24 protein-coding genes and 1 pseudogene are annotated in these 25,611 nt (G+C 61.0%); 18 read left to right on the top strand and 7 right to left on the bottom strand.

Features of this window, described 5'->3' with window-relative positions; genetic code table 11:
• Positions 1-85 precede the first annotated feature (85 nt).
• From RR51_RS10575 to RR51_RS10490, 17 genes are all read left to right on the top strand, one after another.
• Entirely contained in the window at positions 86-307 is a 222-nt protein-coding gene (locus RR51_RS10575) for a hypothetical protein (RefSeq protein WP_152619876.1), read from the top strand.
• A 6-nt stretch (positions 308-313) separates the two neighbouring features.
• Positions 314-640: a GPW/gp25 family protein gene (locus RR51_RS10570; RefSeq protein ID WP_020192057.1), complete on the top strand. Its 327-nt coding sequence runs from the start codon at positions 314-316 to the stop codon at positions 638-640.
• Positions 637-1,527, top strand: coding sequence for a baseplate assembly protein (locus RR51_RS10565; protein WP_039613460.1), 891 nt, complete (start codon positions 637-639; stop codon positions 1,525-1,527). The genes RR51_RS10570 and RR51_RS10565 overlap by 4 nt, the downstream gene beginning before the upstream one ends.
• Positions 1,520-2,158, top strand: a complete 639-nt coding sequence (locus RR51_RS10560; RefSeq protein WP_039613459.1) for a phage tail protein I — start codon at positions 1,520-1,522, stop codon at positions 2,156-2,158. The genes RR51_RS10565 and RR51_RS10560 overlap by 8 nt, the downstream gene beginning before the upstream one ends.
• A complete protein-coding gene (locus RR51_RS10555) occupies positions 2,155-2,673 on the top strand; it encodes a hypothetical protein (protein ID WP_039613458.1) in 519 nt (172 codons plus the stop codon). Before RR51_RS10560 ends, RR51_RS10555 begins: the two co-directional genes overlap by 4 nt.
• Positions 2,663-5,503: a hypothetical protein gene (locus RR51_RS10550; protein ID WP_039613457.1), complete on the top strand. Its 2,841-nt coding sequence runs from the start codon at positions 2,663-2,665 to the stop codon at positions 5,501-5,503. Before RR51_RS10555 ends, RR51_RS10550 begins: the two co-directional genes overlap by 11 nt.
• 50 nt (positions 5,504-5,553) lie before the next feature.
• Positions 5,554-7,128, top strand: coding sequence for a phage tail protein (locus RR51_RS28510; RefSeq protein WP_052261046.1), 1,575 nt, complete (start codon positions 5,554-5,556; stop codon positions 7,126-7,128).
• 71 nt (positions 7,129-7,199) lie between these two features.
• Complete coding sequence (locus tag RR51_RS10540) at positions 7,200-8,360, top strand: phage tail sheath subtilisin-like domain-containing protein (RefSeq protein ID WP_039613456.1); 1,161 nt, start codon at positions 7,200-7,202, stop codon at positions 8,358-8,360.
• Positions 8,361-8,371: 11 nt separating this feature from the next.
• Entirely contained in the window at positions 8,372-8,881 is a 510-nt protein-coding gene (locus tag RR51_RS10535; RefSeq protein ID WP_039613455.1) for a phage major tail tube protein, read from the top strand.
• 11 nt (positions 8,882-8,892) lie between these two features.
• Positions 8,893-9,480, top strand: coding sequence for a phage tail assembly protein (locus tag RR51_RS29105; protein WP_052261045.1), 588 nt, complete (start codon positions 8,893-8,895; stop codon positions 9,478-9,480).
• Between the two features lie 150 nt (positions 9,481-9,630).
• A complete protein-coding gene (locus RR51_RS10520) occupies positions 9,631-12,420 on the top strand; it encodes a phage tail tape measure protein (protein WP_039613454.1) in 2,790 nt (929 codons plus the stop codon).
• A 12-nt stretch (positions 12,421-12,432) separates the two neighbouring features.
• Positions 12,433-13,311 carry a phage tail protein gene (locus tag RR51_RS10515; protein ID WP_039613453.1) on the top strand — a complete coding sequence of 293 codons (879 nt, stop codon included), beginning with the start codon at positions 12,433-12,435 and terminating at the stop codon, positions 13,309-13,311.
• On the top strand, positions 13,286-13,492 hold the full coding sequence (locus tag RR51_RS10510; RefSeq protein ID WP_039613452.1) for a tail protein X: 207 nt from the start codon (positions 13,286-13,288) through the stop codon (positions 13,490-13,492). The genes RR51_RS10515 and RR51_RS10510 overlap by 26 nt, the downstream gene beginning before the upstream one ends.
• A 24-nt stretch (positions 13,493-13,516) precedes the next feature.
• Positions 13,517-14,560, top strand: a complete 1,044-nt coding sequence (locus RR51_RS10505) for a phage late control D family protein (RefSeq protein ID WP_039613451.1) — start codon at positions 13,517-13,519, stop codon at positions 14,558-14,560.
• 35 nt (positions 14,561-14,595) lie between these two features.
• Positions 14,596-15,165 (top strand): glycoside hydrolase family 19 protein, encoded by a 570-nt coding sequence (locus tag RR51_RS10500; protein WP_039613450.1) that lies wholly within the window; start codon positions 14,596-14,598, stop codon positions 15,163-15,165.
• Complete coding sequence (locus tag RR51_RS10495; protein ID WP_039613449.1) at positions 15,165-15,719, top strand: lysis system i-spanin subunit Rz; 555 nt, start codon at positions 15,165-15,167, stop codon at positions 15,717-15,719. The genes RR51_RS10500 and RR51_RS10495 overlap by 1 nt, the downstream gene beginning before the upstream one ends.
• Before the next feature lie 151 nt (positions 15,720-15,870).
• Positions 15,871-16,665, top strand: a complete 795-nt coding sequence (locus RR51_RS10490; RefSeq protein ID WP_039613448.1) for a DNA adenine methylase — start codon at positions 15,871-15,873, stop codon at positions 16,663-16,665.
• 124 nt (positions 16,666-16,789) lie between these two features.
• On the opposite strand, the gene RR51_RS10485 is transcribed toward RR51_RS10490, so the two are convergent.
• The 3 genes from RR51_RS10485 to RR51_RS10475 all read right to left on the bottom strand — a co-directional run bounded on the left by RR51_RS10485 (position 16,790) and on the right by RR51_RS10475 (position 19,626).
• Positions 16,790-18,001 carry a hypothetical protein gene (locus RR51_RS10485; protein ID WP_152619875.1) on the bottom strand — a complete coding sequence of 404 codons (1,212 nt, stop codon included), beginning with the start codon at positions 17,999-18,001 and terminating at the stop codon, positions 16,790-16,792.
• A 36-nt stretch (positions 18,002-18,037) separates the two neighbouring features.
• On the bottom strand, positions 18,038-18,244 hold the full coding sequence (locus tag RR51_RS10480; protein WP_039613446.1) for a hypothetical protein: 207 nt from the start codon (positions 18,242-18,244) through the stop codon (positions 18,038-18,040).
• 281 nt (positions 18,245-18,525) lie between these two features.
• The gene (locus RR51_RS10475) at positions 18,526-19,626 is read right to left on the bottom strand and encodes a DUF3800 domain-containing protein (RefSeq protein WP_039613445.1); all 1,101 of its coding nucleotides are present in this window, start codon (positions 19,624-19,626) and stop codon (positions 18,526-18,528) included.
• Between the two features lie 98 nt (positions 19,627-19,724).
• Between RR51_RS10475 and RR51_RS10470 the strand changes: the two are divergent.
• A pseudogene (locus RR51_RS10470) lies at positions 19,725-19,988 on the top strand (LysE family transporter); the annotation flags it as partial.
• On the opposite strand, the gene RR51_RS10465 reads toward RR51_RS10470, so the two are convergent.
• From RR51_RS10465 to eco, 4 genes are all read right to left on the bottom strand, one after another.
• Positions 19,985-22,429 carry an autotransporter family protein gene (locus RR51_RS10465; protein ID WP_039613444.1) on the bottom strand — a complete coding sequence of 815 codons (2,445 nt, stop codon included), beginning with the start codon at positions 22,427-22,429 and terminating at the stop codon, positions 19,985-19,987. The pseudogene RR51_RS10470 and the gene RR51_RS10465 overlap by 4 nt on opposite strands.
• Positions 22,430-22,521: 92 nt before the next feature.
• Positions 22,522-22,797 (bottom strand): peptidylprolyl isomerase, encoded by a 276-nt coding sequence (locus tag RR51_RS10460; RefSeq protein ID WP_013972552.1) that lies wholly within the window; start codon positions 22,795-22,797, stop codon positions 22,522-22,524.
• Between the two features lie 202 nt (positions 22,798-22,999).
• Positions 23,000-24,955: an acetoacetate--CoA ligase gene (locus RR51_RS10455; RefSeq protein ID WP_039613443.1), complete on the bottom strand. Its 1,956-nt coding sequence runs from the start codon at positions 24,953-24,955 to the stop codon at positions 23,000-23,002.
• 148 nt (positions 24,956-25,103) lie between these two features.
• Entirely contained in the window at positions 25,104-25,583 is a 480-nt protein-coding gene (eco, locus tag RR51_RS10450) for a serine protease inhibitor ecotin (RefSeq protein WP_015270251.1), read from the bottom strand.
• Between the last annotated feature and the right edge of the window lie 28 nt (positions 25,584-25,611).

Below are 25,611 nucleotides of genomic sequence, written 5' to 3'. Positions count from 1 at the left end.
CTCACAGCGGGCGTGCGCTCATGCGCCGCAGCCCTGATAACTACCAGCCCGCCGCGCGCGGGCTTTTTCATGTCTGGAGGAAACCATGGCGCCTAAAAAGGACGCTGTCGCAGCCCAGGAGGCACCTGTGACCGACGAAACCCCTCAAGTGCTGTACCGAGACGCGGCGTTCCGCTCCCGCTCCATTTTCACCCCCAGCGGCGCCCAGTTCGATGTAGTCAATTTCGAGGTGCGCGTGCCGGCCTCGGACGACGAGGCGCTGGCCACCTTCGATGAGCATCCGGATTTCCAGCGCGTGCAGGAGTAACCCCCGATGATCGGAATGGACCGCCACACCGGCGCCGTGCTGTCCGGGGTCGATCACTTGCGGCAGTCCATCGTGGACATTCTGACCACCCCGGTAGGGTCACGGCTGATGCGGCCGGAGTACGGCAGCAAGCTGCGCCGGTTTGTCGACCAGCCAGTTAACGCAGGCTGGAAAAGCGCGGTGCAGGCCGAGGCGGCGCGGGCACTGCAGCGCTGGGAGCCGCGCCTGGTTCTGCAGAGCGTGCAGGTGGTTTCTGCGGTGGGTGGCCAGATCGGCTTTCGCATCACGGGCACCTATTCCGAGGACAGCGTGAACCTTGAGGTAAGCATATGAGCACCATCGACCTGGCCAGCCTGCCGGCGCCTACGGTGATCGAGGAACTGGACTTTGAGACGTTCTATCAGGAAGGCCTGACGGGCTTTCGCGCCCTGATGGGCAACAACTGGAACGCCGAGTTGCTATCGGATCCGGTGGTCAAGCTGCTGGAGCGTGCGGCCTATGAAAAGGTGATGACCCGCGCCCGTATCAACGATGCGGCCAAGTCGCAGTTCATTGCCTTCGCCCAGGGCGCCGACCTCGATCAGCTGGCCGCCAACTACAACGTCAAGCGCCTGGTGATCGTGGCGGAGGACCTGAGCGCGGTACCGCCGGTGGCCGAGCAGCTGGAAAGCGACGAATCTTTGGCCGAGCGCACCTTGCTGGCCTTCGAGGGCATGGCGGTGGCCGGGCCGGCCGGCGCGTATGAGTTTCACGCCCGATCCGCTGATGGGAGGGTGGCCGATGTGAAGGCCAGCAGCCCGTCGCCGGCCACCGTGCTGGTCAGCGTCCTTAGCCGGGTGAATGGCGGGGTGGCTACCCAGGACTTGCTCAACAAGGTTGCTCAGGCGCTGACGCCTGAGAATATCCGGCCGGTGGGCGACCGGGTACTGGTGAAGTCGGCCGAGCTGGTCGACTACGAGATCGAGGCGGTGCTGTACATGTTTCCGGGTGCCGAGAACGAGCTGGCCCTGGCGCAGGCCAAGATTTCCTTGGATACCTACATCAACGCGCAGCGCCGACTGGGCCGGGACATTCGCCGCTCGGCCATCCATGCCGCGCTGCATGTGTCACGCGTGCAGCGGGTGGAGCTGGTCAAGCCGGCGGCAGACTATGTGATCGAGGACCACCAGGCATCCAACTGCATCGGCTCCAGCGTCGTGATGGGCGGTACCGATGAGTGACACCAGCCTGCTGCCGATCAACCGCACCGCGCTGGAGGATGCCCTGGCGCAGGTGGGGCTGGAGCCGGCCGACCTGGCCAACGTGCTGCGCTCGATGAAGCGGCCAGAAACCTGCCCGACCGATATGCTGCCGTGGCTGGCGATTGAGCGCAGCGTGGACCGCTGGGACCCGGCATGGTCCGAGGAAATCAAACGCAAGACGGTGCGCGACTCGTTCGAGGTCCACCAGCGCAAAGGCACCATCGCCTCGCTGCGGCAGGTCATTTCGCCGTTTGCCGACATTATCGACATTGTCGAGTGGTTTGACCTCACCCCCATGGGGCCGCCCGGCACTTTCAGCCTGAGCCTGGCGCTACTGAATACCGGCCTCAGTGACCGTGGGATTGCCGAGCTGGAGCGCATGATTCTGTCGACCAAGCCGGTTAGCCGGCACCTGGTCGGTTTGAGCATCACCTACAGCCCCAACGGCCAGTTCTACCTCGGCGCGGCCGTGTCCTCGGGTGACGAAACCGAGATTCTGTCGGCCGAACTGCAGGCCGAGGCCTTTGCTGACTTGGAGCTGATGATGCTGGCCAATGACCTGCATTACTTCGCCAACCACCGAATGCCTGAACTACTGGAAAAGCCATGAGCGAACTATCCGACCGCCAGGCGGCCGCCATCGCCCTGATGGAAGCCGCCGCAAAGACGGCCCATGACATTGTGCATGGGCCTGCTGACGCCACGGTCGAGACGGCTTCGGGGCCGTCTCCGACCTACCTGGCGCTGGCCAAAATGATCACCGACCTGACCGGCGGGTTGCTGCTGCCGCGCCGCAAGGCCATTACCGCTGCTGGCAGCGCTTTGGCGCTGGATGTGGCCTATACCGCCGGGGTGTCCTTTTTCGATGTGACGCTAGACCAGCCGCAGTGCGCGCTGACCTTCACCAACTCGGCAGTGCCACCGGGCTACACCTGGTCGTTCTCGGTGCGCCTGCAGCAGGGCACCGGAGCGAACCGGGTGACATTCCCGAGCAACGTCCGCTGGCCGGCCAACCGTCCGCCGGTGCTGTCGTTTGAAAAGGGCTCGGCCGACCTGCTGACGTTCCTGTGGGACGGGGTGCGCTGGTCCGGGTTCTATGACGGGGGATGGCTCAATGTTTCTTAATCCGCTCAACAGCCGGCGGCCGGTCAGCCAGCGCACGGCGCTGGCCAATGCCGTCAGCCTGATCGAGGGCCATCACCGTTTTCTGCGCAACAACACCGGCGACACCGTCGATGCGACGGTGCAGCACTTTGTGCAAAACAATCAGGGCGTCCTCTCGAACAACCGGCATTTCATCGCCCATTCGCAGATGGAGTACCAGCCCAACGGCGACGGCACCACCGAGGGCCAGGCGCTGCATATCCTGGGCTATGCCCATGCCTACCTGGCCACTCAGGACCCGCGCTATCTGGAGGCCGCCATATGGCACTGGGAGGCCTACGAGCAGTATTTCTATGCGGGCCAGCCGATCCCTGACACGCCGCAGCGGCGTATCTGTAACTGGATCATCAATTCAAAGGAGCCGGTGCTGGCCAACTGGCCGGTGGACCCTGTCGAGCCGACGCACAGCGGATTCAAGGGTGTGCCCTTCGCCTTCACCAATGGCGCCCTGTCGATTCCGCACGGTGCGCCGCACTGGGGCGAATACCTGGACAAGGCGACGTTTGCCTTTGACGGGGCGCTGGCCTGGGGGGCGATCAATGCCGGCGTGCGTGCGCTGCGTGAAGACGGATCGACCGACTGGGACAAGGACGGCACGGTGTATGAGGTGGATTGGATCATTGCCCATACCGGCCAGAAAATTACCGATGACGGCCGTGTGTTGTCAGAGGGGCACACCGGCGCTGATATCGGCCGGGTGCAACTCAAGGACACCAGTCTGAACGGTACCCACCTGTTCAACTATGCCACCCGGCAACCGGTCGAGCATGGCGGCTACCTGATCCCGCGCAACGCCGTGCAGCACAATCGCCCGCTGCATGTGCCCCTGCTGGGCGGCGTCAACCAGATGGGCAACGCTGCAGACGGCGAGCTGTGGTACATGGACGCCTGTTATCTGCTGTGGCGTATCACCGGCGAGGAACGCTACAAGAAAGCCATGGACGCCTGCCTGTTCACGGCCCATGAGTACACCCTGATCGACTCGACCGACCGCTTTTTCCGGCAGAGCACGGTGGCCGCCACGCCGTTTACAGACGGCATTTCCTACGAGTTCGCCTACCCCAGCGAGGCGAAACGGGAGTACGGCCGCGACTCGCAGGGCTACATCACGCTGCAGACCGATATGGGCGCCCAGGTGTCCATCGAGCAGCAATCGGTGTGGTTCCGGGTTAGCAAAGACTCCAAGGTGCGGACCAGTTTCGGCGGGGTCGACCAGGCAAACGGCGCTCTGACAGCCAAGGTCGAGGTCACGATTGCCCCGGAGAAAGTCGAAAACACCGGCACCCGTTACTGCTACATGCTGCCGGAGTCGACCTCCAGCTGGCAGGTGCTGCAGCACGATATCCCGCTGTCGCAGTTCTACCGGGTGGCCAAGGATGATGGGGCCGAATACATCATGGCGGACCTGCGCGCGGTGGTGCACTCGGCCGACATTACGTCGCAAGAGCGGCATGTGCCGGTGATCTTTCCCGGTCGGGCGGGCAACGTGGTGCGCTCGTTCTTCCCGGGCGGCGGTAATGGCGGCTGGTATGTGATCGGCAATTACCTGCAGCCGAGCAAAAAGGCGCCGCTCAAAAGCATCACCTACCGGGCGGACGGCAATTTCAACGTCCGTATTCAGGACAAGGACGGTTGGCGGTGGTGGTGGATGCTGCCGGCCACGGATGGCGCGTTTTCCACTGTGCAGATTCGCCCCCAGGACGGTACGCTGTCAGGCTACCAGCCCAACGCGGCCGGCCGGCCGAACCCGTCAGCGCCGAACTACGACGAGCTGGCGGAAATGGACATTCTGTTGGACAACGATGCCGACACGAACCTGACGTTTGAGTATTACTGCATCAACGAGCTGCCCGACCTGTACGACGGGGTCGACGGCTACACGATGCTGTACCGGCTGACCCTCAACGGTCAGCAGGCGTTTCGCGGCCTGGTGGGCGATTGCACGGTGGTTGGCTATCGCAACGACTCGTTGGCCTACAGTCCTGGGGTGATTCCGTTTTCCAATATCTACTCGGACGGCACCGAGCAGATTGGCGCGTGGCACGGCATGCCCTATCCCGGTTATCAATACCCGCTGATCTTCTGCCTGGACCCTGACACTTACAGCGTCGAGCTGGGGAACATGGTTGATTTCCTGTACGACTCCCAGCAGTGGTACCAGCAGAAATTCGGTGTCCTCGGACCTGGTGCGGCGGCGTACATCTGGAACCGCTGGGACAACTACCGCTACGGCCCGGCCGACACCTGGACCCAGTATCACTGGGGCGATGGCAACGCCTGGGCCGGCTACCAGCCCAGGGCGATGATGGGCGCCTGCAGGGCGTGGTACGAGCTGGTGCACCGGGGCAAGCCCGTGCCGCCCAAGCTGGTCGCCTACGCCGAGAACTGGCTGCGCTGGCTGGTGCAGTTCGTCAAGGACTCCAAGGGCATCTTGCCGACCGACTTCCCGACCAACAGCGTGCCCAAACCGGTGGAGGATGACTTCACCGGGCACATGACCGGGCTGTGGCTGGCCGGCGCCTGCCTGGCGGCGATGGCCGGCAGTCAGGTGGCTGACCTGGATGTGCTGATCGAGGCGTGCATGGACGAGCTGCAGGCGAACTACACGGTAACGCCCATTCCTGGTCATGCCATGAACGGCAGTTGGACCCCCGACCCGCGCCTGGGTACCGATAACGGCATGTTCTTTGGCTTCTGGGCCGGGGAAATCCTGCGCGGCCTGGGCCTGTACATCCAGTACCGGACCTTGGGCGTCGGGGCCAACATCTACGGCGGGCCTGTGCCCGCTTAGCGCTTCACGGCCTGCCGCGAGGGCAGGCCCCTTACTTCAAGAGCGAACCAATGGCAGATACAGACGCGATTTACGTCGCCATGCTGACTGACGCGGGCGCGGCTGCGCTGGCGAAAGCCATCGCCACCAAGACCACCCTCAAGATCACCCGCATGGCGGTAGGGGATGGCAACGGCAGTACGCCGCTACCCTCCAAGCTGCAGAAAAAGCTGATTCATGAGGTGTTCCGGGTCAACCTCAACCGCCTCTCGGTGGAGAGCGGCAGGCCGGTTATCGTGGCCGAGGGCATCCTGCAGCCGGAGGTCGGCGGCTGGTGGGTGCGCGAGGTCGGCCTGTACGACGACACCGGCGTGCTGATTGCGGTGGCCAGCTACCCGGCGACCTTCAAGCCGCTGCAGGAGCAGGGCAGCGGCCGCACCCAGGTGATCCGCCTGCTGATACAGGTGAGCAGCACCGCCAATGTGCAGATTCTGCAGGACCCCAACACGGTAACGGCCACCCTGGCGGTGGTGCAGGAGGCCATCAGCCAGGGCGAGGCCGCTACGGCCCGCGCACTGGCCACCGAGCGCACCATTTCGCTCAAGGGTGATGCCACCGGTGCGGCCAAGTTTAACGGCGCCGGTGACGCGGCGATCAATGTCACCCTGGCCAACTCGGGGGTGCAGGCTGGGACCTATTCCAAGGTGCGGGTCAGCGCCAAGGGTCTGGTACTGGAGGGGGCGGAGCTGACAGCCGCTGATATTCCCAGCCTGGACGCGACCAAGATCACCACCGGCACCCTGAGCCGGCCGACCACCGGCAACGCCGGCAGTGCGACCAAGCTGCAGACACCGCGCCTGTTCACCTTTGACGGTGATGTGGGCGGGCAGGCTCAATTTGACGGCGCCAAGGATGTGGCCATTACCCTCAGCCTGGGCAGCACCGGTGTGCAGGCCGGTACCTATTCCAAGGTGCGGGTCAGCGCCAAGGGCTTGGTGCTGGAGGGCGCGGCGCTGACGGCTGCGGATATCCCCAGTCTGGACGCGACCAAGATCACCACCGGCACCCTGAGCCGGCCGACCACTGGCAACGCCGGTACCGCGACCAAGCTGCAGACGGGGCGTACGTTGAGTTTCACCGGTGACGCAACCGGGCAGGGGGTGTTTGACGGCTCGCAGAATCTGTCGATTGCCCTGTCTCTGGCAGGCCTGAACGCGGGCAAGATCAATAGCGGCATCCTGCCTATTGTCCGGGGCGGTACCGGTGGCGGCACAGCCGCAGATGCGCGACAGGCGCTGAATGCGGCGATTCGTTCGCAGTTCTCGGGAGCGCCTAACGGCTTCTATTGGGACACGGACAACGGTTTTATGGCCCAGTGGGGGCGCGTGGGGATAGGGGATTTGCCCACCCAGTTTTATGAGTACCAAATCTGGTTCCACTCGGGTGGATTCTCGGCCGCGCCGTTCATTGTCATTCCGGTGATCTACCACAACAGCAATCCGGGGGTGCCGGCGGCAACCCTGACGCCGGCCATCATGGCGGGCAAAACCACGGGGGAAAGCTTCAACATCATGATTGGTGAATGGGCGGGTTCACAGCAGGATTTCAGCCTGTACTGGTTCGCCATCGGCTTCCGAGCGGGCTAGCGCTCAATACATTTCACGCTGTTCAACACGACCGCCCACTGGCGGTTTTTTCGTTTCTATAGGGAGCATTTATGGCTAACTTTTTTCATGGCGTGACGACCTCGCTGGTCAATTTGGGGGGGCGCACCATCAGCGTGCCCTCGTCGTCGGTGATCGGCATTGTCGACATTTACACCCCTGGGGTGGGCTTGGCTGAGCCCAATACGCCGGTGATGGTCGTTAGCGACCGAGAGGCCAAAGCGGCGTTCGGACCTAACTCGCCGCTGACCAAGGCCTGCCTGCAGATTTTCGACCAAGCCAAGGCCGTGATCATCGCCGTGGGTGTTACGTCTGCCGGCACGCCGGCCAGCATCACCAGCGCCGTGATTGGCGGTGTGGCGGCCGATGGCAAGCGCAGCGGCCTGCAGGCCTTGCTCGATGCCAAAAGCCTGTTCAACCAGCACCCACGGCTGTTGTTGGCTCCCAAGCACTCGGCCACCAAGGCGGTGGCCACCGCCATGGATACCTTGGCAGACAAGCTGGAAGCCTTGGGCCTGATCGACGGGCCGGGTACTACTGACGAGGCGGCCATTGCCTATGCCACCGGGTTTGGCAGCAAGCGGCTGTACATGGTCGACCCCGGCGTCAAAAAGTGGAGCGTTACCAGTAACGGCGACGAGGACCTGGCGGCGTCGCCAGTGGCGGCCGGCCTGTTCGCGCAGACCGATGCCAACATCGGTTTCTGGGCTTCGCCGTCCAACAAGGAAATCAAGAACATTACCGGCACCGTGCGGGCGGTCGAGTACCTGGACAACGACCCGACTTGCCGGGCCAACCTGCTCAACAACGCCAATATCACCACCATCATTCGCGACGGCGGTTATCGCCTGTGGGGCAACCGCACGCTGTCCAGCGATAGCAAGTGGGCATTCGTCACGCGGGTGCGCACCGTGGACATGGTGATGGCGGCCGTGCGTGCCGGCATGAAATGGGCCGTCGACCTCGGGATCACCAAAAGCTATGTCAAGGATGTGACCGAGACGGTGCAGGCCTTCATGCGCGACCTCAAGGCCGCCGGGGCGGTGATCGACTTCGAGGTCTACGCCGACGCCGAGCGCAACACGGCCAGCCAGCTGGCCCAAGGCAAAATCATCTGGGTGATCCGCTTCACCGATGTGCCGCCTGCCGAGAACCCGATTTTTGAAATCGAGGTGACCGATGAATACCTCACCCAAGTTCTCGACGTAGCCTAAGGAGGCGCGCAATGGCTGTTATTCCAGAAGTTCTGTTCAACATGAGTGCCTCGGTGGGCGGTGTCAGCCTGCAGGGCGATGTGCCGTCACTGACCTTGCCCAAGCTCACGATGAAGACCGACGAATATCGCGGCGGCGGCATGGACGCGCCGATTGAGATGGACATGGGCCTGGAGAAGCTGGAGGCCAGCTTTACCTCCAACGGCATGCGCCGGGAAACCCTCAAGTATTTCGGTGACTTTGACCTGTCCGGCTTCAACTGCGTGTTCCGGGGCAGTTTCAAAGGGCGTGGAGGGGCCACCAAGGCGGTGGTCGCCACCTTGCGCGGTGCGCTCAAGGAAGTCGATCCGGGGGACTGGAAGGTTGGCGAGAAGGCCGAAATGAAGCACAGCATCGCGGTGAGCTACTACAAGCTGGAAGTCGGCGGCCGCGTCATCTACGAAATCGATCCTGTGAACTGCATCCGCGTTATCGACGGTGTCGACCAACTGGCCAGCGTTCGCGCTGACCTCGCCATTTAAGGAGCCTGAGCATGTCCATTACCAACACTACCCCTTCCTGGCTCAACATCGAGGGCGGTCGCGCCGTGGTATCCCTGAGCGTGCCCCTGGACGTTTACGGCGAGGTGCGCCAAGCGCTGACCATGCGCTGTCCAACCGTGCGCGAAGACCTCATGGTGGCGCATCAGGCCGGGGACAACGACGAGCAGCGCGAATTACTCATGCTGGGGTCGCTGTGCGAGCTGACCGAGGATCAATTGACGGCCCTGCAGGTGCGCGACTACCGCCGCCTGCAGCGGGCCTACAAGGAATTGCTGGGCGATGACAGCGGCGAGAATCCGGCATGGCTCAAGCTGACCCTGGAGCATGCGGTGGTGCGCCTGATGGAGCCTATCGAGCGCGATGGCGTGAAGGTCGACCACCTGACGCTGCAATCGCCCTCGATCCGTCTGAGCCGCGAGGTGGAGGCCGAGGCCGGCGACGACAACAGCAAGCTGGAAATGCTGCTGTTCCAGCGCCTGACCGAAACCACCCCGGCCGAGCTGCATTCGCTGACCATCCGCGATTACAACCGTGTGCGCGCGGCCTACTTTCGCCTGGTCCACCAAGACGGGGTTTAACACCCCCGGATTCCAAAAGTCGCTTGCCAAGCGCCTGGCGCGAGAACTGGGGTTCTCGGCCAGCGAGCTGGAGCAAATGCCATTCGCGCGCATGGTCTGGTGGCTCTCTGAGTGAGCCGCCGGGCTGTGCCTGCGTGGGAGTGAGAAACCATGGCCAACAACAAGTTTTCCATTGGCCTTGTGATCGGCGGGGTGGTCAGCGCGACGGTCGGCGCCGCGTTCAAGGACGTTGAGGGCCGCATCGGCAAACTCAAGAAGCGCGGCGAAGACGCCAAGGTGCTGCAGGGCGTCATTGGCGAAACCATGCGCCTGCGCGATGAGTGGAAGAAAGCCAGCGAGGCGGGAGAGGCCAGCGCTCGCGGCTTGCGCAACCAGCTGGACCGCAACCTTGATGCATTGCGAAAACAAGGCGTTGAGGTCGGCCGGCTGGAGGATCACTACCGCACGCTGGGTCGCACGGCTCAAACCGCTGCCCGTCAGGCCAAGGGGCTGCAGCAGATCGAGGCGGGCAAAGCCAGCCTGCGGTCCACCGTTGTGCAGGCCACGGTGGGCACCGCGGCCTTGGCTGTGCCCACCAAGGTCAGTGCTGATTATCAGGCGATAGTGCGTGATATCGCGATCAAGGCAGGGGTGGCCAACAAGGCCGAGGAAGTCGAGCTAAACCGGGGCATCATCACCACGGCCAAGGACACGGGCCTGGCGCGCAACGAGGTGGCCGGTGTCCTCAACAACCTGGTGGGTGCCGGTATGGACCTGCAGGAGGCGGCGCGTTATTCCAGCGTGGCCGCCAAGTTTGTGGTGGGTCAGGGCGCGGACGGTAACGACACCGCGCGAATGATCAATGCCCTGGGGCAGAACGCCAAGATTACCGACCCGCAGGAGATGCAGCGGGCACTGGAGGCCATTGCCTACCAGGGGCAGGCCGGTAGTTTCGAGGCCAGCGACATGGCCAAGTGGTTCCCTGAGCTGCTGGCCGGTATGGCGAAGCAGGGTATCTACGGCATGGACGCCGTCACCCAGCTGGGTTCGATGCTGCAGGTGCAGATCAAATCCGCCGGCAGCGCCGACGAGGCGGCCAACAACCTCAAGAACTGGATGGAAAAGATCGGCTCAAGCGAGACGGTCAAGGCGTACAAGGACGCCGGTATCGACTACCAGAAGTCGCTCAACACCGGGCTACAGAATGGCATGTCGACACTGGAGTCGAGCTTTGCGCTTGCCCAGCAGTACATCCAGAAGACCGACCCCAAAAAGGCCGCAGCCATGGCCGAGGCGGCGGCCAAGATCAACCAGGAGACGGACCCCGAGAAAGCAAAGCGCATGATGCAGGCGCTGGAAGAGTCCATGCGTACCGGCGACCTGTTCGCGGATATGCAGGTCAAATCCGCGCTCATGGCTTACATGCAAAACAAAGCGCTGTATGAGGACCTGAAAACCAAGTCTGCAGACGCGGCGGGCATTCTCGACCAGAACCTGGCCGAGCGCCGCGAAACGTCATCGCAGAAGTGGAAAGAAGCCGCCAACGCGATTGACGACGCATTCCGTGCCATCGGTGACGGTCTGCGGCCGCTGACAGATGGCGCCGCCGATGTACTGCGGACGACGGCCAACGGCATCGGCTGGATTGCTGAAAAAGTACCTTCGTTGGCTCTTGGGGCTACAGCGCTGGCTGCAGGTGGCTTTGCCATCACCAAGGCCGTGGCAGCTATCCGGGTGGCCCGAGGCTTGTACAACGTCGCCAAAGGGGCTGCAGGTGCTGCCGGGGTGCAGCGTGTGTTCGTCACCAATCCCCAGGCAGGCGGCGGTAAGGGCAGCGGTCCGGTTGAGAGCGGCGTGGGCGACACCGCACGACGCAACCCACGGCGCAGTCGGTGGGGGCGTGTCGGCGGCTTCGTGGGGCGCGCTGGACGCCTGGCCAGTCTTGGCAAGGGGGTGCCGGTGCTGGGCACTGCGTTGGCAGCGCTACAGGTTGGTAGCGCTATGGCCAGCGATCAGCCGCCTGAGCAAAAGGCCGAAAGTGTCGGCGGAGCGGTAGGAGGTTTGGCCGGAGGTATCGCCGGCGCAGCCACGGGCGCTGCCCTGGGCTCGATCATTCCTGTGGTCGGCACGGCCATTGGCGGCCTGGTGGGCGGCATCCTTGGGAGCTTGGGCGGTGACGCGCTGGGCGCCAAGGTCGGCAGTCTGTTTGCCAGCAAGGTGCAGCCTGACCCAGCGGCAGCGCCGGCGGAGCAGGGGGAACCTGCAGAAGGGCGAGAAGGGAATGGGCAGGTTGAGCCAGTTTCTTCTGATTCGCCTGTTACGCGTAACGACCCTGAGGCGCTGCGGGTGGTGCCGGCGCCTGCCGGGTCGGCGGTTTCCTACGATCCGAAGGACCCCAATTCCAAGGACCCGTTCCTGGTGCCGGCGCTGGCCGTCAACCAGGTGCGGTTCCCTGGCGCGCCGCTCACCCGGCCGTCGGCTGACCCGGTCGTTACGCGTAACGACTCTGAGTCGCTGCGAGTGGTGCCGGCTCCTGCAGCACCGACGGTTTCCTACGCCCCGAAGGAGCCCGAATCCAAGGACCCGCTCCTGGTGCCGGCGCTGACCGTCGACCAGGTGCGTTTCCCCGGTGCGCCCCTCACGCAGCTGCCGGCCGGCGTTTCTGCGGCCTTGCTGGGCAACCTGCAGTCAGCTGGCGTCGTTGCGCCAGGTCTGGCTCAGGCGGGGCAAATGCTGGGCGACTACCAGCGTGCAGCGGATAAGCCGGCACCGGCTAAGGCTGAGCCGGTATCACTCAAGCTCGACCAGCGGTTTGAGCTGAACATGCCGGTGACGGTGAAAGGCGATGTGTCAGACCGCCAAGCGCTGGCCTATGAGCTGCGGCCTTATTTTATGCAAATGATCGAGGACGCGACCCGCGACCTCAACGCGCGTCAGCTGTACGACGCACCGCACCTGTAGGGAGGATAACCAATGGCTTACATGGAGCAGCTGCAGGGCAGCTTAAAGTCGCTTGCCGCTGCGGGAGAGGCTGGCCGCCGCACGGTGGACGGCATGATTGGCCCCATGAATGGGGCCGTTACTCAAATGAAAGGCGCGGTTTCCGAACTGGAAACCCTGCCTGTGGTGGGGGAGCTGATCGGCGGCCAGCTCAATCGGGTCATGGGCGGTATCGCTCAGGCTCAAGCCAAGGTCGGCAAGGTGTTGGCCGTTTACAACCAGGCCAGCAACGCGGTCACGCAAGTGCAGGAGCGAGTGGCCGAGTTTGGCGAGCAGGCGGAGAGGGCCAAGAAGGCCATTTCCAACATTGCGGACAAGTACAACCAGGCCGGCGGTATCAGCGGCATGCTGTCCAATTTTTCGCTGTCGGAAATGTTCTCCAGCGCCTCGATCCGCCCCAAGGAAGACCCGCCCAAAGAAGCTATTAAGGCGTTTCCCCACCTGCTTATCCTGCAGCCTCAGAGCGTCAAGGCGGAGCCGTTCTACTTCAACCTGGACACGGCGGCATTTGAGGAGCTGCGGCGCAAAACCTCGTTCCGCTGGGCTGCTCAGGAGCGCCTGACCCGACGCTCTGCGCAGCAGGCGGTAGGCATTGGCGATGAGCGCCTGACGCTCAAGGGGGTTATTTTCCCCTCGTTCCGTGGAGGCCTCGGCCAGCTCGACACCTTGCGCAGCATCGGCGGCCAGCTGCAGCCGCTGGGGCTGACCACCGGTTACGGCCAGGTGCTGGGTAATTGGTGCCTGACCGATATCGAGGAAGAACAACCTACGCTCCTGCAGGGCGGAATCCCGCGCAAGCAGGCATTCACCTTGGAGTTCACACGCTATGGCGATGATCTGTCGAACGTCTGATGGCGATGTTCTCGACGCTATCTGTTTCCACTACTACGGGCACCTGAGTGGCACGGTGGAGGCGGTGCTGAGCGCCAATCCGGGGCTTGCTGTCGAGTCTCAGCCCTACCGTGCCGGGGTTCTGATCACCCTTCCCGAACTGGCTAAAACTGACCAGCTGACCGTCCAGCTGTGGGACTAGCATCCCGCCTAACTGGAGCTATCCATGAAACCGCAATTTCGTATCGTCGCTGACGGTACCGATATCACGCGCCTGATCAATGACCGCCTGCTGATGCTGCGCACACTCGACAAGCCCGGCATGGAGTCGGACGAGTTCGAGCTGCGTATTGATGACCGGGACCAGGTTGTTTCGCTGCCGTCGCGGGGCGCCAAGATCGAGGTGTTTTTAGGCTATGGCGGCGCGCAACTGACCCGCATCAACAGCTATACGGTTGATGAGGTTGAGCTGACCGGACCGCCGGATACGCTGGTGATCCGAGGTAAGGCCAGCGACATGCGCGGCAGCGGCAAGACCACCCGCAACGGCAGTTTCGAGGGCAAGACCTTGGCCGAGATTGTCGCCACGGTGGCTCGCCGCAATGGCTGGGTACCGGCCTGCGATGTGCAGACTGTTGTGCCGCGAGCGGACCAGCTGGGCGAGTCGGACTACAACTTCATTACCCGCATTGCCCGGTTGCATGACTGTACCGCCAAGGTGGCCAACGGCAAGCTGCTGGTCCTCAAGCGGCAGGCGGGTGTCACTGCCAGCGGTAAAACGTTGCCGGCGGTCACCATTCGCCGCTCGGACGTTAGCCGCTACTCGTTCCGCCTCGGGGACCGCTCGACCCACAAGAGCGTCAAGGCCACCCACCACAATGCAAAGACCGGCACCCTGGACGTTATCGAACTGAAAAACGACGACGCCCCGGACGGCCTGCCGCCGGTGCATACGGACCGCCATATACACCCGAACAAGACCGCTGCCGAGCAGGCCGCCAAGGCGCGCCTGGCGGCGTTCAATCGCTCGACCGCGGGGGTGCGCCTGGAAATGCCGGGCCGTGTCGACCTGTTCGCAGAACGCCAGATCAACGCCCAAGGCTTCAAGGATGGCTTTGATGGCGAGTACCTGGTGGATTCCCTGGAGCAGGTATTCACCCAGTCCGGGTGGTCGACCACCGTTGAATGCAATGGCGGCAAGAAGGGCAAGGCCAAGGCTGCTGGCAAGAACAAGAAAACCTCAACACCTCTCGAAGTCGTGCAGCTTTAACCGCACAGACAAACAGACCATCACTGGAGACTTAAATGGCTATCTCTGTACATCAGCTGCAACAGATCCTCCCCAACGCCGGCCGAAAAGCCGGCGTTTTTGTTCCCGGCCTCAACGCAACAATGGGTAAGTACTCGATCATCACACCTCGGCGTATGGCTGCGTTCCTTGCGCAAGTTGGCCATGAGTCGGGCCAGCTGCTGTATGTGCGAGAGCTCGGTAACGATGCCTACCTGGCCAAGTACGATACTGGGCGTCTGGCGCAGCGTCTCGGCAATACCCCGGAGGCTGACGGTGATGGTCAGCGGTACCGTGGCCGCGGGCTTATCCAGATCACCGGCCGTGACAACTACGAGGCCTGCAGCGAAGCGCTGTTCGGTGACAGCCGCTTGCTCAACACTCCCGACCTGCTCGAGCAGCCGGTCTACGCGTCGCTGTCGGCCGGCTGGTACTGGCAACGGGCGGGGCTCAATAGCCTCGCTGACAAGGTGCTGCAGGCCGATGACTCGGTGTTCGAGCTGATCACCCGTCGTATCAATGGTGGCCTGAATGGCTTGAAGGATCGCCAGGCGCTCTACAAGCGTGCGCTTGAGGTGCTGCAGTAATGCCGTTGAATTGGCGTATCGCACTTCTGGCGGTGGCGGTCGGGCTCTATGTCGGCGGGCGTGGGGCTTGGGTGTGGCAGGCTAGTGATTACGGAAAGCAGTTGGCTGAACAGGCTGCAGGTTATGTCCAGCAGTTGGCGGCCAAAGATCGGGCTTACGGTCGTGAGCGTGAGGAAGCTGCAGTTGCAGCCCTGGAGCAGTTGGCTGAACAGAAAAGTCAGCGCAAAGACCTGGAAGATCGCCTGCAGGAGCAGGGCAAAACACATTGGAAGGAGATGAACGATGCACAACAGACTCAAGCTCGCCTGCGTGACAGGCTGGCTACTGCTGACTTACGGCTGTCAGTCCTTGTCGACGTCGGAGCCTTTGCCGCCACGGGTTGTGACGGTGGGATGCGAGAAACCGCCGGCACCGGAGGCGTGGTTCATGGAGCCGTTCGCGCCCGACTTGACCCAGCGCATGCTCAACGAGTTATCGGCATCACCGACGACGGTGACCGAGGACTGATCGCACTGCAGGCCTGCCAGGCCTACGTCCGCGAAGTGACCAAATGAAAAGAGGCGAGCCGGGTGGATGCGCCAACATCCAGCCCGGCCCGCCGAACCCGCAGACCCTTCCTGCAAGTCCAGCCGTGGCCTCTGCCTTGTGCACAAAGCGCGGCGAGCCTATCACCTGTTTATCCATACAGTAAAGACTTGCATACCTATGACCTCTCCAATCATTCCCTGGATGGGTGGCAAACGCCGCCTGGCCGACCGCTTGATCCCTCTCTTTCCCCCTCATGAGTGCTACGTCGAAGTCTTCGCCGGCGGTGCCGCGTTGTTCTTCATGCGTCCCCAGCCAGCCCCAGTGGAGGTGCTGAACGATCTGAATGGTGACCTGGTCACCCTTTATCGTGTTGTACAGAACCACCTGGAGGAGTTCGTGCGCCAGTTCAAATGGGCGCTGAGCTCCCGGCAGATCTTCGAGTGGCAGAAAATGACACGGCCGGAGACGCTAACCGACATCCAGCGTGCTGCCCGGTTCTTCTACCTGCAGCAGCACGCTTTCGGTGGGAAGGTCACTGGCCAGACATTCGGCACCGCCACCACGGGACCGGCTATCAATCTGTTGCGTATCGAGGAGAATCTTTCCGCTGCGTGGCAGCGCCTCGCTGGTACCTACGTCGAGAATCTTTCCTGGCTCGACTGTGCTGAACGGTACGACCGGGCGCATACGTTCTTCTACATGGATCCACCTTACTGGCAGACAGCCGGCTACGGCGTAGACTTCTCCTTCGAGGAGTACGAGTGCATGGCCGACTTTATGCGTCGTTGCAAGGGTAGGGTGATGGTCAGCATTAACGACCACCCGGATATCCGCCGAGCGTTTGAGGGTTTCCATTTCGAGTACCTGGATATCCGTTACAGCAACACGAACCAGCGGCAGGGCAAGGCTGAAGTGACCGCTGAGCTGGTGATCACGAATTGGGAGCCGGCATCACTAGGCGGCTTGTTCTGAGCCCGTTTTAGGATCGTTTACAGCGCGCGTCGCCAGCCAAGTTGGCCAGTCGGTCGCTGGCGACCTTGTTGGGTAGATATCCAATAATTCATGGGAGGCTCCTTTTTCCAGAACCAATTTTTCTCTAGCTGACGAATTTTAAAACGGATTTGAGTTTTTTAATTTGGCTCTGAATATTTTCTGCTTCGGTGTTTAGTGAGATAAAAGCGATTGCGTCCTCTGCTGTTTTGTATCGAAATGGGTTGCTGATGAAGAACTGAAGTGCGTGTTCAAAGAATCGACATAGTTGAAATAATTTCAGTTCGATGTTTGTGGGGCGTTTTCCTCCATGGATATGGTGGTTTCTAGCGAGGCGTAATGAGCGCAGTATAGATCTTTGCAGATGTGTTTCTCGATAAAAGAACGACAGTCTTCTAATTAGGGTTTCAGTGTCATCTGTTGCCAGAAGCTGCTCGATGGCAACCCATAGCTTTAAAAAGCGAAGTTCGGTATCTTTTGAAGCTAACGCGTTGCTGTAGTTGAGAAGAGCTTTCTCTACGTGGTCGCTGAAAGTAAGTCTTGCGATTTGTCTAAATCTTTTTTGTGTGTGGGAAATGGTGTTTTTATAATTCTTTAAGCTTGTCGGTTGTCTTGGTTCGTAGTCTGTATTTATCCATATGGCCTCCTGATGGCAGCTGCCTGACCTGAGGTGCAATGTCTGAAGTTTTCCTTGGTCTATGGCTAATTTCGAAGGGTATTTTCCCTCGTTGCTTATAGCGAAAAAGTTAATGTTTTTTTTAAAGCCCAACTGCATGAGTCCAGATAGTATGGCTAGTGCATCGTTGGCTTTCGCGACAGCGGACTCTGGGCTCTTAGCGTTGGTGAATATGATGGCGTAGGCCAGGTCTGTATGGTCTTCTATTGTTTCTTGCTGTTCTTGAAGAGCTCGAGCCCTACTTTTTAAGTATTTCTTTGGAAGGCTGTTTGTGATTTTTATTCGGCATTCGTTTGTGTGAAACTGCGGGAAGGTATAGATGTTTTTCAGTTGAATTGTAGTGACAAGTGTGAATTGCTTGTCGTTTAATTGGGTGTGGCATAGTTTATCGAATTCGGTGAGAATTCGATTGTGCTCGTTTGATTTTTTTGCGGCGTACACGTTTAGGATGGACTGCCTGAAAAGTCTGAATGCAGTATTGTTATCGAGCAAGTGATGGTGTTCGATTAAGCCGAAAAGACCATCGAAGAAAAACTCTGCAGCTATCTGATAGCCAACCCTTCCGTCAGAATTGATGGACAATAGTTGCATGGTTTCGGCTATCAGTTCGGCTGGTGTGCCTTTAATCCATTTTGATTTCATTAGGGGCTCGCGTGAGTCATTTACAGGTGCGGTCTGTTACTTCCGGAGGCGTGCTATTCCAGATGATATCGCCTCAGCATGGATGTCGAGGGTCGTTAGGGCGGCCATCACGTTTTCATGAATGTTGACTGAGCCGCGATGGCTCACCCACAGCGAAAGCTCCTCCAGCGCTGCTCTAATGGCGACCTGGTTCAGAAACAACAGCTCAAAGGTGTCGGCTGTGGTCGAGGCTTGTTCATCCATGAGCGTGCTCCAGATTCGAGAATTCTTAGGGCAAATTTAGGGCAAATTCTAGGGCGTTTCAGGCCTAAACGGGCCATCTGCCAATGCCATAGTAGCCGGTCATGCTGGCCTGCGGCGGCCTATTGAGAGCGTCGGGCGGGTTCAAATCCCTATGTCGAAAGCTCGTGGGTGTGTAGAGATTAAATGGCCCTGCAATTCGTTTGGTATCCAAAAAGGCGTGTCGAGTTACAGGATTACTGATTTGTCAACAAGGGTGGGGGCTGCTGCCCCCAGCTACCGTATTATGAGAATCGTACACAATCACCCGAGAATTCAAGTGTCTCGGTAGAGGTCCCTACACCGAATGCCTCCAAAAACCTCCTGGCGAAAACATCTTTTGGACCTTCCTTGCCTTCCTCTTTGTTCATAATTCGGGATATGGAGCTGACAAAAAGGTCTGCAACTTGCATGAGCGGTGATATAGCTGAGTCTTCGGACTCAACAAGGTCGATGTAGACATTGTCATTAAATAGGCTTTTGGCTGCGCTCTTTAGTTGGAGCTCTATCTCGAACATGGTGATCTTATCTTTAGACTCTTCTTCCGAGTCTTTTCTGAACTGCAGGTTTCGAGGCAGCACAGCTCGGCCTGACTTGTTCTCATCCTTAATACCTTGAATGGTCATGTGATAAAACATTTTCACTAAGGTGTCATCGACGCTCTTGAGACCTTTGCGCTCCACCGCCAGTCCCTTAAAAGAGACTGCTTCTGAATTTCTAACAATTGCCCCGAGGAGCTCCAAGTAATCATTTAAATTGTGATTGTTGATTTCCTTGAAGTGCATCTCTCCTTTGAATTCTAAGTCTTGTTTCTTTTGATTGATGGCACGTGTGATTTTCATCGTGTCATAACTGCGCAGAACCCAAAGACTACCAACAAGTAAGTATTTGCTGGTTTTTCCGCTTTCATCAGCGTAAATACAATACACTGGATGAGCAGGTCTAGCGTCTAGAATTTTTTGCTTTTCCTCTTCTTCCAGTTTGCCTCTGGTCCGCCGGACCTCAGGGGATGCTATGAACAGCCCATGTGTGTTCTGGATAAAAGCACGCGAGCGAGCGATTGAATGGAGTCGCTCAAGTTTTGGGTAGTTCTCTATTAAAATATTTCCACCGCTGTATAAGTCGGCTTGGAAGGTTTTCCAATATTGCAATTGGCAGTTGATATCAGAGTCACGTGCTTTCGGGTAGTGGTTCAAAATCCACGCCACCCGATCAATAACGCGGGTAGGGCTGTTGCCGGCTATAGCAGAAATGATTCGGTTCTTCTCGGCCTCATTCTTGGCTTTGACTGCAAGGTCCTTCAGATCCTGCTCTTCATCGGGGTCTAACTCTACCTGCTGGTTCATCGATCCACTTCCTTGGTTGATGGCTGAGTGCTATCAGAACGAAGTTGGAGGGTGCTCGTCAATAGCGGGTTCGAGCTTGTATATATTAATAATCATTGGGAAATCCGAAGGCTATCCTGATCTTCACCGCGTTCCTGCCGCAGTTCGTTTCGGTCGGCAGTACCACTCCGGTGAGCGAGCAGTTCCTCTGGCTGGGTGCGTTGTTCCTGTTGCTGGAATGGGCCGCCATCGCCATCTACGCCGGCCTGGGGACGTACATGCAGCGTTGGTTCAGCCAGCCCGGCCCACGCCGGCTGTTCAACCGGGTCAGCGCCTCATTGCTGGGCTGCGCCGGCCTCGGGCTGCTGGCTGCGCGGCGCTAGAACTGCCAGCGCAGGCCCAGGTTCACGCCGCTGGCTTCCTGCTGGCGGCTGTCCAGGTTGGCGGTGTACTGCACGCCGCCATGCAGGCTCAGCGCTTCGTTGACCTGCGCTACCACGCCGCTTTCAAGTTGCACCGAGGTATAGCGGTAATCGGTCTTGATCTTGTCGACGCCATCGAAGGTCAAGGTATCGCGGCCACCGTCGCCGTGCCACAGGTTGACTTGCGCATAGGGTTGCAACAGGCGGTCGCTGCTGCCTTTGAAGGCCCCCTCGAGCCGAACGCCCAGTCGGCCGGTCAGCTCGACCTGGGCGTCGTGGCTGATGTGCGAGACGCTATCGCTGGCGCTGTCGAGCGAGACTTTTTGCGCGATCACCTGAGCCTGCGGCTCCAGTACCCAGCGTTCGGACAGGGCGATGGGATAGCCGGACTCCAGTGAAGCGGTCCAGGCGTGGCCGTCGATGTTCAGCTTGTCACCACGGTCCGAACGCGCCCGGCCATCCAGGTTGGTGTACTGCAGCACGGCGTCGAGGTAGCCGCCTTGCGGTCCGACCAGCGTCCAGTAGGCGCCGACGCTGTCGCCATCAAGCTCCAGGTCACCGACGCTGCGGTTCTCCACGGCGAGGGCGAAGCCTTTGACGTCGGCGTCCAGACGGCTATGGCTGACGTAGATACCGATGTGCTGGCGATAACCGCTGTCGCCAACCTTGGCATACAGGTCCTGGCCCACCTTGAAGCCGTACAGGTCGCCATCCAGGCTCGGGCTGACCGTGCCGCTCCATTGCTGACGTAACGCGCCGCCGTAGGCCTGGCCCCAACTGGCGGGTAGGGCGCCGTCACCCTGCAGCAGCTGCTGGTCGCCCTGACGCTGGTGGAACGTGCCCAAGGCCTGGCGGGCGATGATCGCGGCGCCCCGTGGCGCTGCAGCATACACCGCAACTTCCGGGCGATACAGCGGCAGGCCTTCGCCTTGCACCGGTGCTGGCAGGTCGACCTGGCCGGGCGCCGGGGCCGCGACAGGCGGGGTAGCGGCGGGTGCGATCACCACTGGCTCGCCAGGTTGCGTTGGCTGTGTCGGCTCGCCCGGTTCCGGCGCAGGGGCCGGAGCGGGTGGCGCAACCAGGGTGGAGCGCAGGTACCAGCTGTTTTCACTGCCTGCAGTCACGCCGCCCTTGAACAACCGGTAGTCGTAGGCGCCGGCTGAAAGGGTCTGGGTCTGGACAAATGCGGTGGCCGTGCTGACCGCGCCGTCACGCGCTTCAACGACTTGAATGCCGTTCTGCGCGGTGGTTGCACCGGCGCCATCGAGGTTGTTGATGAGCAACTGGGTAGAGCCGCCAATCGCACCACGGCTGACCACCAGGCGATCGGAGGCAGCGCCGTCGCCGGCCAGCACGCTGTTCAGACGCAGGGTGCCGTTGTTGCCGGTGTAGTTGCCCTGGATGGTCAGGCGACCCTGAGCGTCGTTGCCACTGCTCAGGTCTATGGTGCCGGCGTTTACCACGGATGCCTTGCTGCCATTCTGGATGCTGACGATGCTGACGATGCTGACGATGCTGCCGTGGCGACTTGTCAGTGTGCTGGTCGCGTCGATTTGCAGGGTACCGGTGCCCGTGGCTGCGGCTATTGGTGGCTGATCGGAGCCCAGGTCACCCAGGGCCAAGCTGTCGTTCAGGGTCAGCTGGCTGCCCTGGTTCAGGTTGATGGACTCCCAGTTGACATACAAGGCACCCTGACCGACCTTGGCTTGCTGAAACGTCAGGGTATCCGTGCCCGTACCGCCGTCCAACAGCACTGTTGAACTGCTCAAGTCGAGTGTGCTGACGGTGGCCGTGTCATTGTCGGCGCCCATGTCGACTTTCTTGCCGATCTTGCCGCTCGTCCAGTTGAAGTTATCGTCGCCCTGGCCGGCACGTATCTCGCCTTTGAGATTGACGCCTTCGACATTGATCTTGTCTTTGCCGCTGCTGGTACTGAGATCTCTACCGATGGTGCCGCCAGCCAGGATGTAAGTATCGTTGCCAAGGCCGCTGACCACGTTGCCAACAACGATGGTTTCCACACCAAGGTTTTCGGACATTTCAAGGAAGTTATCAGCCATCTTGAGGTCGATGCGGCCAATGCTGCCACCCTTGAATCGGGCCGTGTCGCCATCTTCGAAGGCACCCCTGATGGCCCCCTCGGTCATGAGGAAAACGTCCATGGCACCGCCTTGATTGAGCGACCCGAGTTCGCCACCAGACATGTTGAACGTGTCCTGCCCCTCGCCTTGTTGCAACGATGTGACCTTGCCGCCGGTGATGATGAACTGATCTGCAGCTGGCGTCTGAACGATGGCGCCCAGGTCGTCGCCTGCTGCAACGGTCAGGGATTGGGCGTGAGACAGCAAAGGCAAAGTGAGCAGAGGGAGTGCGGCAGGCAAAAGCAGGCGAGGGCAGCGCATAGGCAGGTCTCCATTAGAGGGGCCACTGCCTGAGTTGTATGTTTTGTACGGTAGGGGGACAACTGGCAAAAATGTCAGGTGGCCCGGGGCTATCAGTCGCGGTAGAACGTCTGCACCAGGTGGTAGCCGAACTTGCTCTTGATCGGCCCGTGCACCACGCGCAGGGGCTTCTTGAAGATCACCTGGTCGATGGCGCCGACCATCTGCCCGGGGCGGATTTCACCCAGGTCGCCGCCACGTTTGCCCGAAGGGCAGGTGGAGAACTTTTTTGCGAGCACGTCGAAAGCCTCGCCATTGGCGATGCGCTGCTTGAGCTTTTCGGCTTCGTCAGCGGTCTTGACCAGGATGTGGCGGGCTTGGGCTTTCATGGGGTACCTGTGCTTCGGGGGCGAAAAAGGTCAGCATTATGCCTGATCGAGTCGAGTGGAGGCCATTGTGGGAGCGGCCTTGCGTCGCGAAAGGGCCGCAAAGCGGTGCCAGAAATCTATGCTTCGCTGCTGAAATCCCGGGGCTGCTTTGCAGCCCTTTCGCGACGCAAGGCCGCTCCCACAATGACGGTGAATACCTTCATTACGGGGTGCGCAACTCCTCCCGATCCCGGAACTGCTCCAGCGCCTCGGGGTTGGCCAGGGCGTCGGTGTTCTTCACCGGCAAGCCATGCACCACATTGCGAATCGCCAACTCCACCAGCTTGCCGCTGATGGTACGCGGGATGTCATCGACCTGGGCGATCACCGCCGGTACATGGCGGGGCGTGGTGAACTGGCGGATCACCTGGCGGATGTGCTGGCGCAGGGCCTCATCCAGCTGCAGGCCGTCCCGCAGGCGAACGAACAGCACCACCCGCACATCGCCTTGCCAGTCCTGACCGATGGCCACGCTTTCCAGCACCTGCTCGACCTTTTCCACCTGGCGGTAGATCTCCGCCGTGCCAATGCGCACGCCACCGGGGTTGAGCACGGCATCGGAGCGGCCATGAATCACCAGCCCGCCGTCGGCACGCTGTTCGGCGTAGTCGCCCTGAGCCCACACTCCCGGAAACTGGCTGAAGTAGGCGTCGTGATAGCGGCTGCCGTCCGTGTCCTTCCAGAACCCCAGCGGCATGGACGGGAAGTTGCGCGTGCACACCAGCTCGCCTTTTTCGCCCAGCACCGGCTGGCCATGCTCGTTCCACACCTCCACCGCCATGCCCAGGCCCTTGCACTGGATCTCGCCACGGCGCACTGGAAGGGTCGGGTTGCCCAGCACGAAGCAAGAGACGATATCGGTACCGCCGGACATCGACGCCAGGCACAGGTCGGCCTTGATCTTGCGGTACACGTAGTCGTAGCTGTGTGGCGACAGTGGCGAGCCGGTGGACAGTAGCAGGCGCAAGCGCGCCAGGCGGTGGCTTGCCGCAGGCTCCAGGCCCGCCTGCTCCAGCGCCGCCAGGTACTTGGCGCTGGTACCGAAGGCCTGGATATCCTCGGCGTCGATCAGGTCCAGCAGCCGCTCGGGGCCGGGATGGAAGGGCGAGCCGTCATACAGCACCAGCGTGGCACCCACCGCCAGGCCGCTGGCCAGCCAGTTCCACATCATCCAGCCGCAGGTGGTGTAGTAGAACAGTACGTCATCGGCTTTCAGGTCATTGTGCAGGCCATGTTCCTTCAGGTGCTGCAACAACACGCCGCCAGCGCGGTGGACAATGCACTTGGGCACGCCGGTGGTGCCGCTGGAATACAGGATGTACAGCGGGTGGTCGAAGGGCAGCGGGGTGAAGCGGGGCTCGCCGCCGGGCTGATAGAACTCGTCCCACAGGCTGACATTGGCGGCCTGGAATTCGTCGACACGCGTTCCGCTACGGGTGTGGGGGACCACGATCAGCTGTTCCAGCCCGGGCAGCTGCGCGCACACCTGGTTGACCTTGTCCACCTGGTCGATGGCTTTGCCGGCGTACTGGTACCCGGCGCAGGCGATCAGCAGCTTGGGCTCGATCTGACCGAAGCGGTCGATGATGCCGTGCACGCCAAACTCGGGCGAGGAGCTGGACCACACCGCACCGAGGCTGGTGCAGGCAAGCATGGCGACCAGTGTCTGCCAGGTATTGGGCATGATGGCGGCTACGCGGTCGCCGGGGACGATGCCGGTGGCCTTCAAGGCTGTTTGCAGGCCGGCCACCTGGGCGGCCAGCTGGGCATGGGTGAACAGCTGACGCTGGCCGTCTTCGCGCACGGCGACCAGGGCCGGGCGGTCGTCACGGCGGCGCAGCAGGTGTTCGGCAAAGTTGAGGGTGGCGTTGGCGAACCACTGGGCATCGGGCATCTGCGGCCCTTCGCTGAGCACCTGGCTTGGCGGGTTATGCCAGTGAACGTGGAAGTAGTCGGCAACGGTTTGCCAGAAGGCAGGGCGCTGCTCGATGCTCCAGCGGTGCAGCGCGTGGTAGTCGTCGAGTTGCAAGTTGTAACGCAGGTTGACCCGGCGGCGGAAGGCATCCATCCGGCTGGCCTCGATCTGCGCCGTGGAGGGGCGCCAGAGCACATCGTTCATGCCGAACCTCCAGATGATCATTTGGATTCGAGGGCGCCTTCGCGGGCTCGCCCGCTCCCACAGGTACAGCGTAGATGTCCAGCCTGGTGATAGCCTGTGGGAGCGGGCGTGCCCGCGAAGAAGCCCCTTGGCAGCAGGGGCTTGCGCGTTACTCTACTTTAGCCTTTTGCACGTCCTGCGACGCGGTCCACACGCGGTAGCGCACTTCGACGTCCTTGGGCACATACACCACCACCGGCAGCTTGCTGTTGTAGCGCAGCATGAAGCCTTCACCGACCACTGGCACGAAGGCCTCGGTCTTCTTGCCATCGGGGCAGGCCATCAGTGTGCTGGCCGGGCCGCTGACCTTGTCCAGGCGGTAGTAGCTGTAGCCCCAACCTTCCAGGGTACGTTCCTCCAGGCTGCCGCCCAGGCGCTGGCGATTGCAGTCCACCTTCAGGGTCTTGCCGGCGAGGATTTCCAGTTGATAGGCCGACTCATCAGCCTGGGCCGGCAGGTGGATGACCTGCCGGGTGAAGCCTTTTTCCGCCTCGGGGTAGGGCGCGACGTCCTTCAGGCTGGCTGCCATCGCGGGTGCGGCGGCAGCCAGGGTCAGGGCCAGAATCGCAGTCATCGGGGTTGGGCGCATAGGGCCTCCTTGCAGATAAACGAATGCA

Origin of the sequence: Pseudomonas sp. C5pp (assembly GCF_000814065.1) — a bacterium.
Lineage (GTDB): Bacteria > Pseudomonadota > Gammaproteobacteria > Pseudomonadales > Pseudomonadaceae > Aquipseudomonas > Aquipseudomonas asiatica.
The sequence above is the reverse complement of the archived record's forward strand: the minus strand, read 5'-3'. Positions and strand labels throughout refer to the sequence as shown.

What these genes read in the sequence shown, in the direction of transcription:
- RR51_RS10575 (WP_152619876.1), top strand. Translation starts at nt 86, where the DNA reads ATGGCGCCTAAAAAGGACGCTGTCGCAGCCCAGGAGGCACCTGTGACC.
- RR51_RS10570 (WP_020192057.1), top strand. Translation starts at nt 314, where the DNA reads ATGATCGGAATGGACCGCCACACCGGCGCCGTGCTGTCCGGGGTCGAT.
- RR51_RS10565 (WP_039613460.1), top strand. Translation starts at nt 637, where the DNA reads ATGAGCACCATCGACCTGGCCAGCCTGCCGGCGCCTACGGTGATCGAG.
- RR51_RS10560 (WP_039613459.1), top strand. Translation starts at nt 1,520, where the DNA reads ATGAGTGACACCAGCCTGCTGCCGATCAACCGCACCGCGCTGGAGGAT.
- RR51_RS10555 (WP_039613458.1), top strand. Translation starts at nt 2,155, where the DNA reads ATGAGCGAACTATCCGACCGCCAGGCGGCCGCCATCGCCCTGATGGAA.
- RR51_RS10550 (WP_039613457.1), top strand. Translation starts at nt 2,663, where the DNA reads ATGTTTCTTAATCCGCTCAACAGCCGGCGGCCGGTCAGCCAGCGCACG.
- RR51_RS28510 (WP_052261046.1), top strand. Translation starts at nt 5,554, where the DNA reads ATGGCAGATACAGACGCGATTTACGTCGCCATGCTGACTGACGCGGGC.
- RR51_RS10540 (WP_039613456.1), top strand. Translation starts at nt 7,200, where the DNA reads ATGGCTAACTTTTTTCATGGCGTGACGACCTCGCTGGTCAATTTGGGG.
- RR51_RS10535 (WP_039613455.1), top strand. Translation starts at nt 8,372, where the DNA reads ATGGCTGTTATTCCAGAAGTTCTGTTCAACATGAGTGCCTCGGTGGGC.
- RR51_RS29105 (WP_052261045.1), top strand. Translation starts at nt 8,893, where the DNA reads ATGTCCATTACCAACACTACCCCTTCCTGGCTCAACATCGAGGGCGGT.
- RR51_RS10520 (WP_039613454.1), top strand. Translation starts at nt 9,631, where the DNA reads ATGGCCAACAACAAGTTTTCCATTGGCCTTGTGATCGGCGGGGTGGTC.
- RR51_RS10515 (WP_039613453.1), top strand. Translation starts at nt 12,433, where the DNA reads ATGGCTTACATGGAGCAGCTGCAGGGCAGCTTAAAGTCGCTTGCCGCT.
- RR51_RS10510 (WP_039613452.1), top strand. Translation starts at nt 13,286, where the DNA reads ATGGCGATGATCTGTCGAACGTCTGATGGCGATGTTCTCGACGCTATC.
- RR51_RS10505 (WP_039613451.1), top strand. Translation starts at nt 13,517, where the DNA reads ATGAAACCGCAATTTCGTATCGTCGCTGACGGTACCGATATCACGCGC.
- RR51_RS10500 (WP_039613450.1), top strand. Translation starts at nt 14,596, where the DNA reads ATGGCTATCTCTGTACATCAGCTGCAACAGATCCTCCCCAACGCCGGC.
- RR51_RS10495 (WP_039613449.1), top strand. Translation starts at nt 15,165, where the DNA reads ATGCCGTTGAATTGGCGTATCGCACTTCTGGCGGTGGCGGTCGGGCTC.
- RR51_RS10490 (WP_039613448.1), top strand. Translation starts at nt 15,871, where the DNA reads ATGACCTCTCCAATCATTCCCTGGATGGGTGGCAAACGCCGCCTGGCC.
- RR51_RS10485 (WP_152619875.1), bottom strand. Translation starts at nt 18,001, where the DNA reads ATGAAATCAAAATGGATTAAAGGCACACCAGCCGAACTGATAGCCGAA.
- RR51_RS10480 (WP_039613446.1), bottom strand. Translation starts at nt 18,244, where the DNA reads ATGGATGAACAAGCCTCGACCACAGCCGACACCTTTGAGCTGTTGTTT.
- RR51_RS10475 (WP_039613445.1), bottom strand. Translation starts at nt 19,626, where the DNA reads ATGAACCAGCAGGTAGAGTTAGACCCCGATGAAGAGCAGGATCTGAAG.
- RR51_RS10465 (WP_039613444.1), bottom strand. Translation starts at nt 22,429, where the DNA reads ATGCGCTGCCCTCGCCTGCTTTTGCCTGCCGCACTCCCTCTGCTCACT.
- RR51_RS10460 (WP_013972552.1), bottom strand. Translation starts at nt 22,797, where the DNA reads ATGAAAGCCCAAGCCCGCCACATCCTGGTCAAGACCGCTGACGAAGCC.
- RR51_RS10455 (WP_039613443.1), bottom strand. Translation starts at nt 24,955, where the DNA reads ATGAACGATGTGCTCTGGCGCCCCTCCACGGCGCAGATCGAGGCCAGC.
- eco (WP_015270251.1), bottom strand. Translation starts at nt 25,583, where the DNA reads ATGCGCCCAACCCCGATGACTGCGATTCTGGCCCTGACCCTGGCTGCC.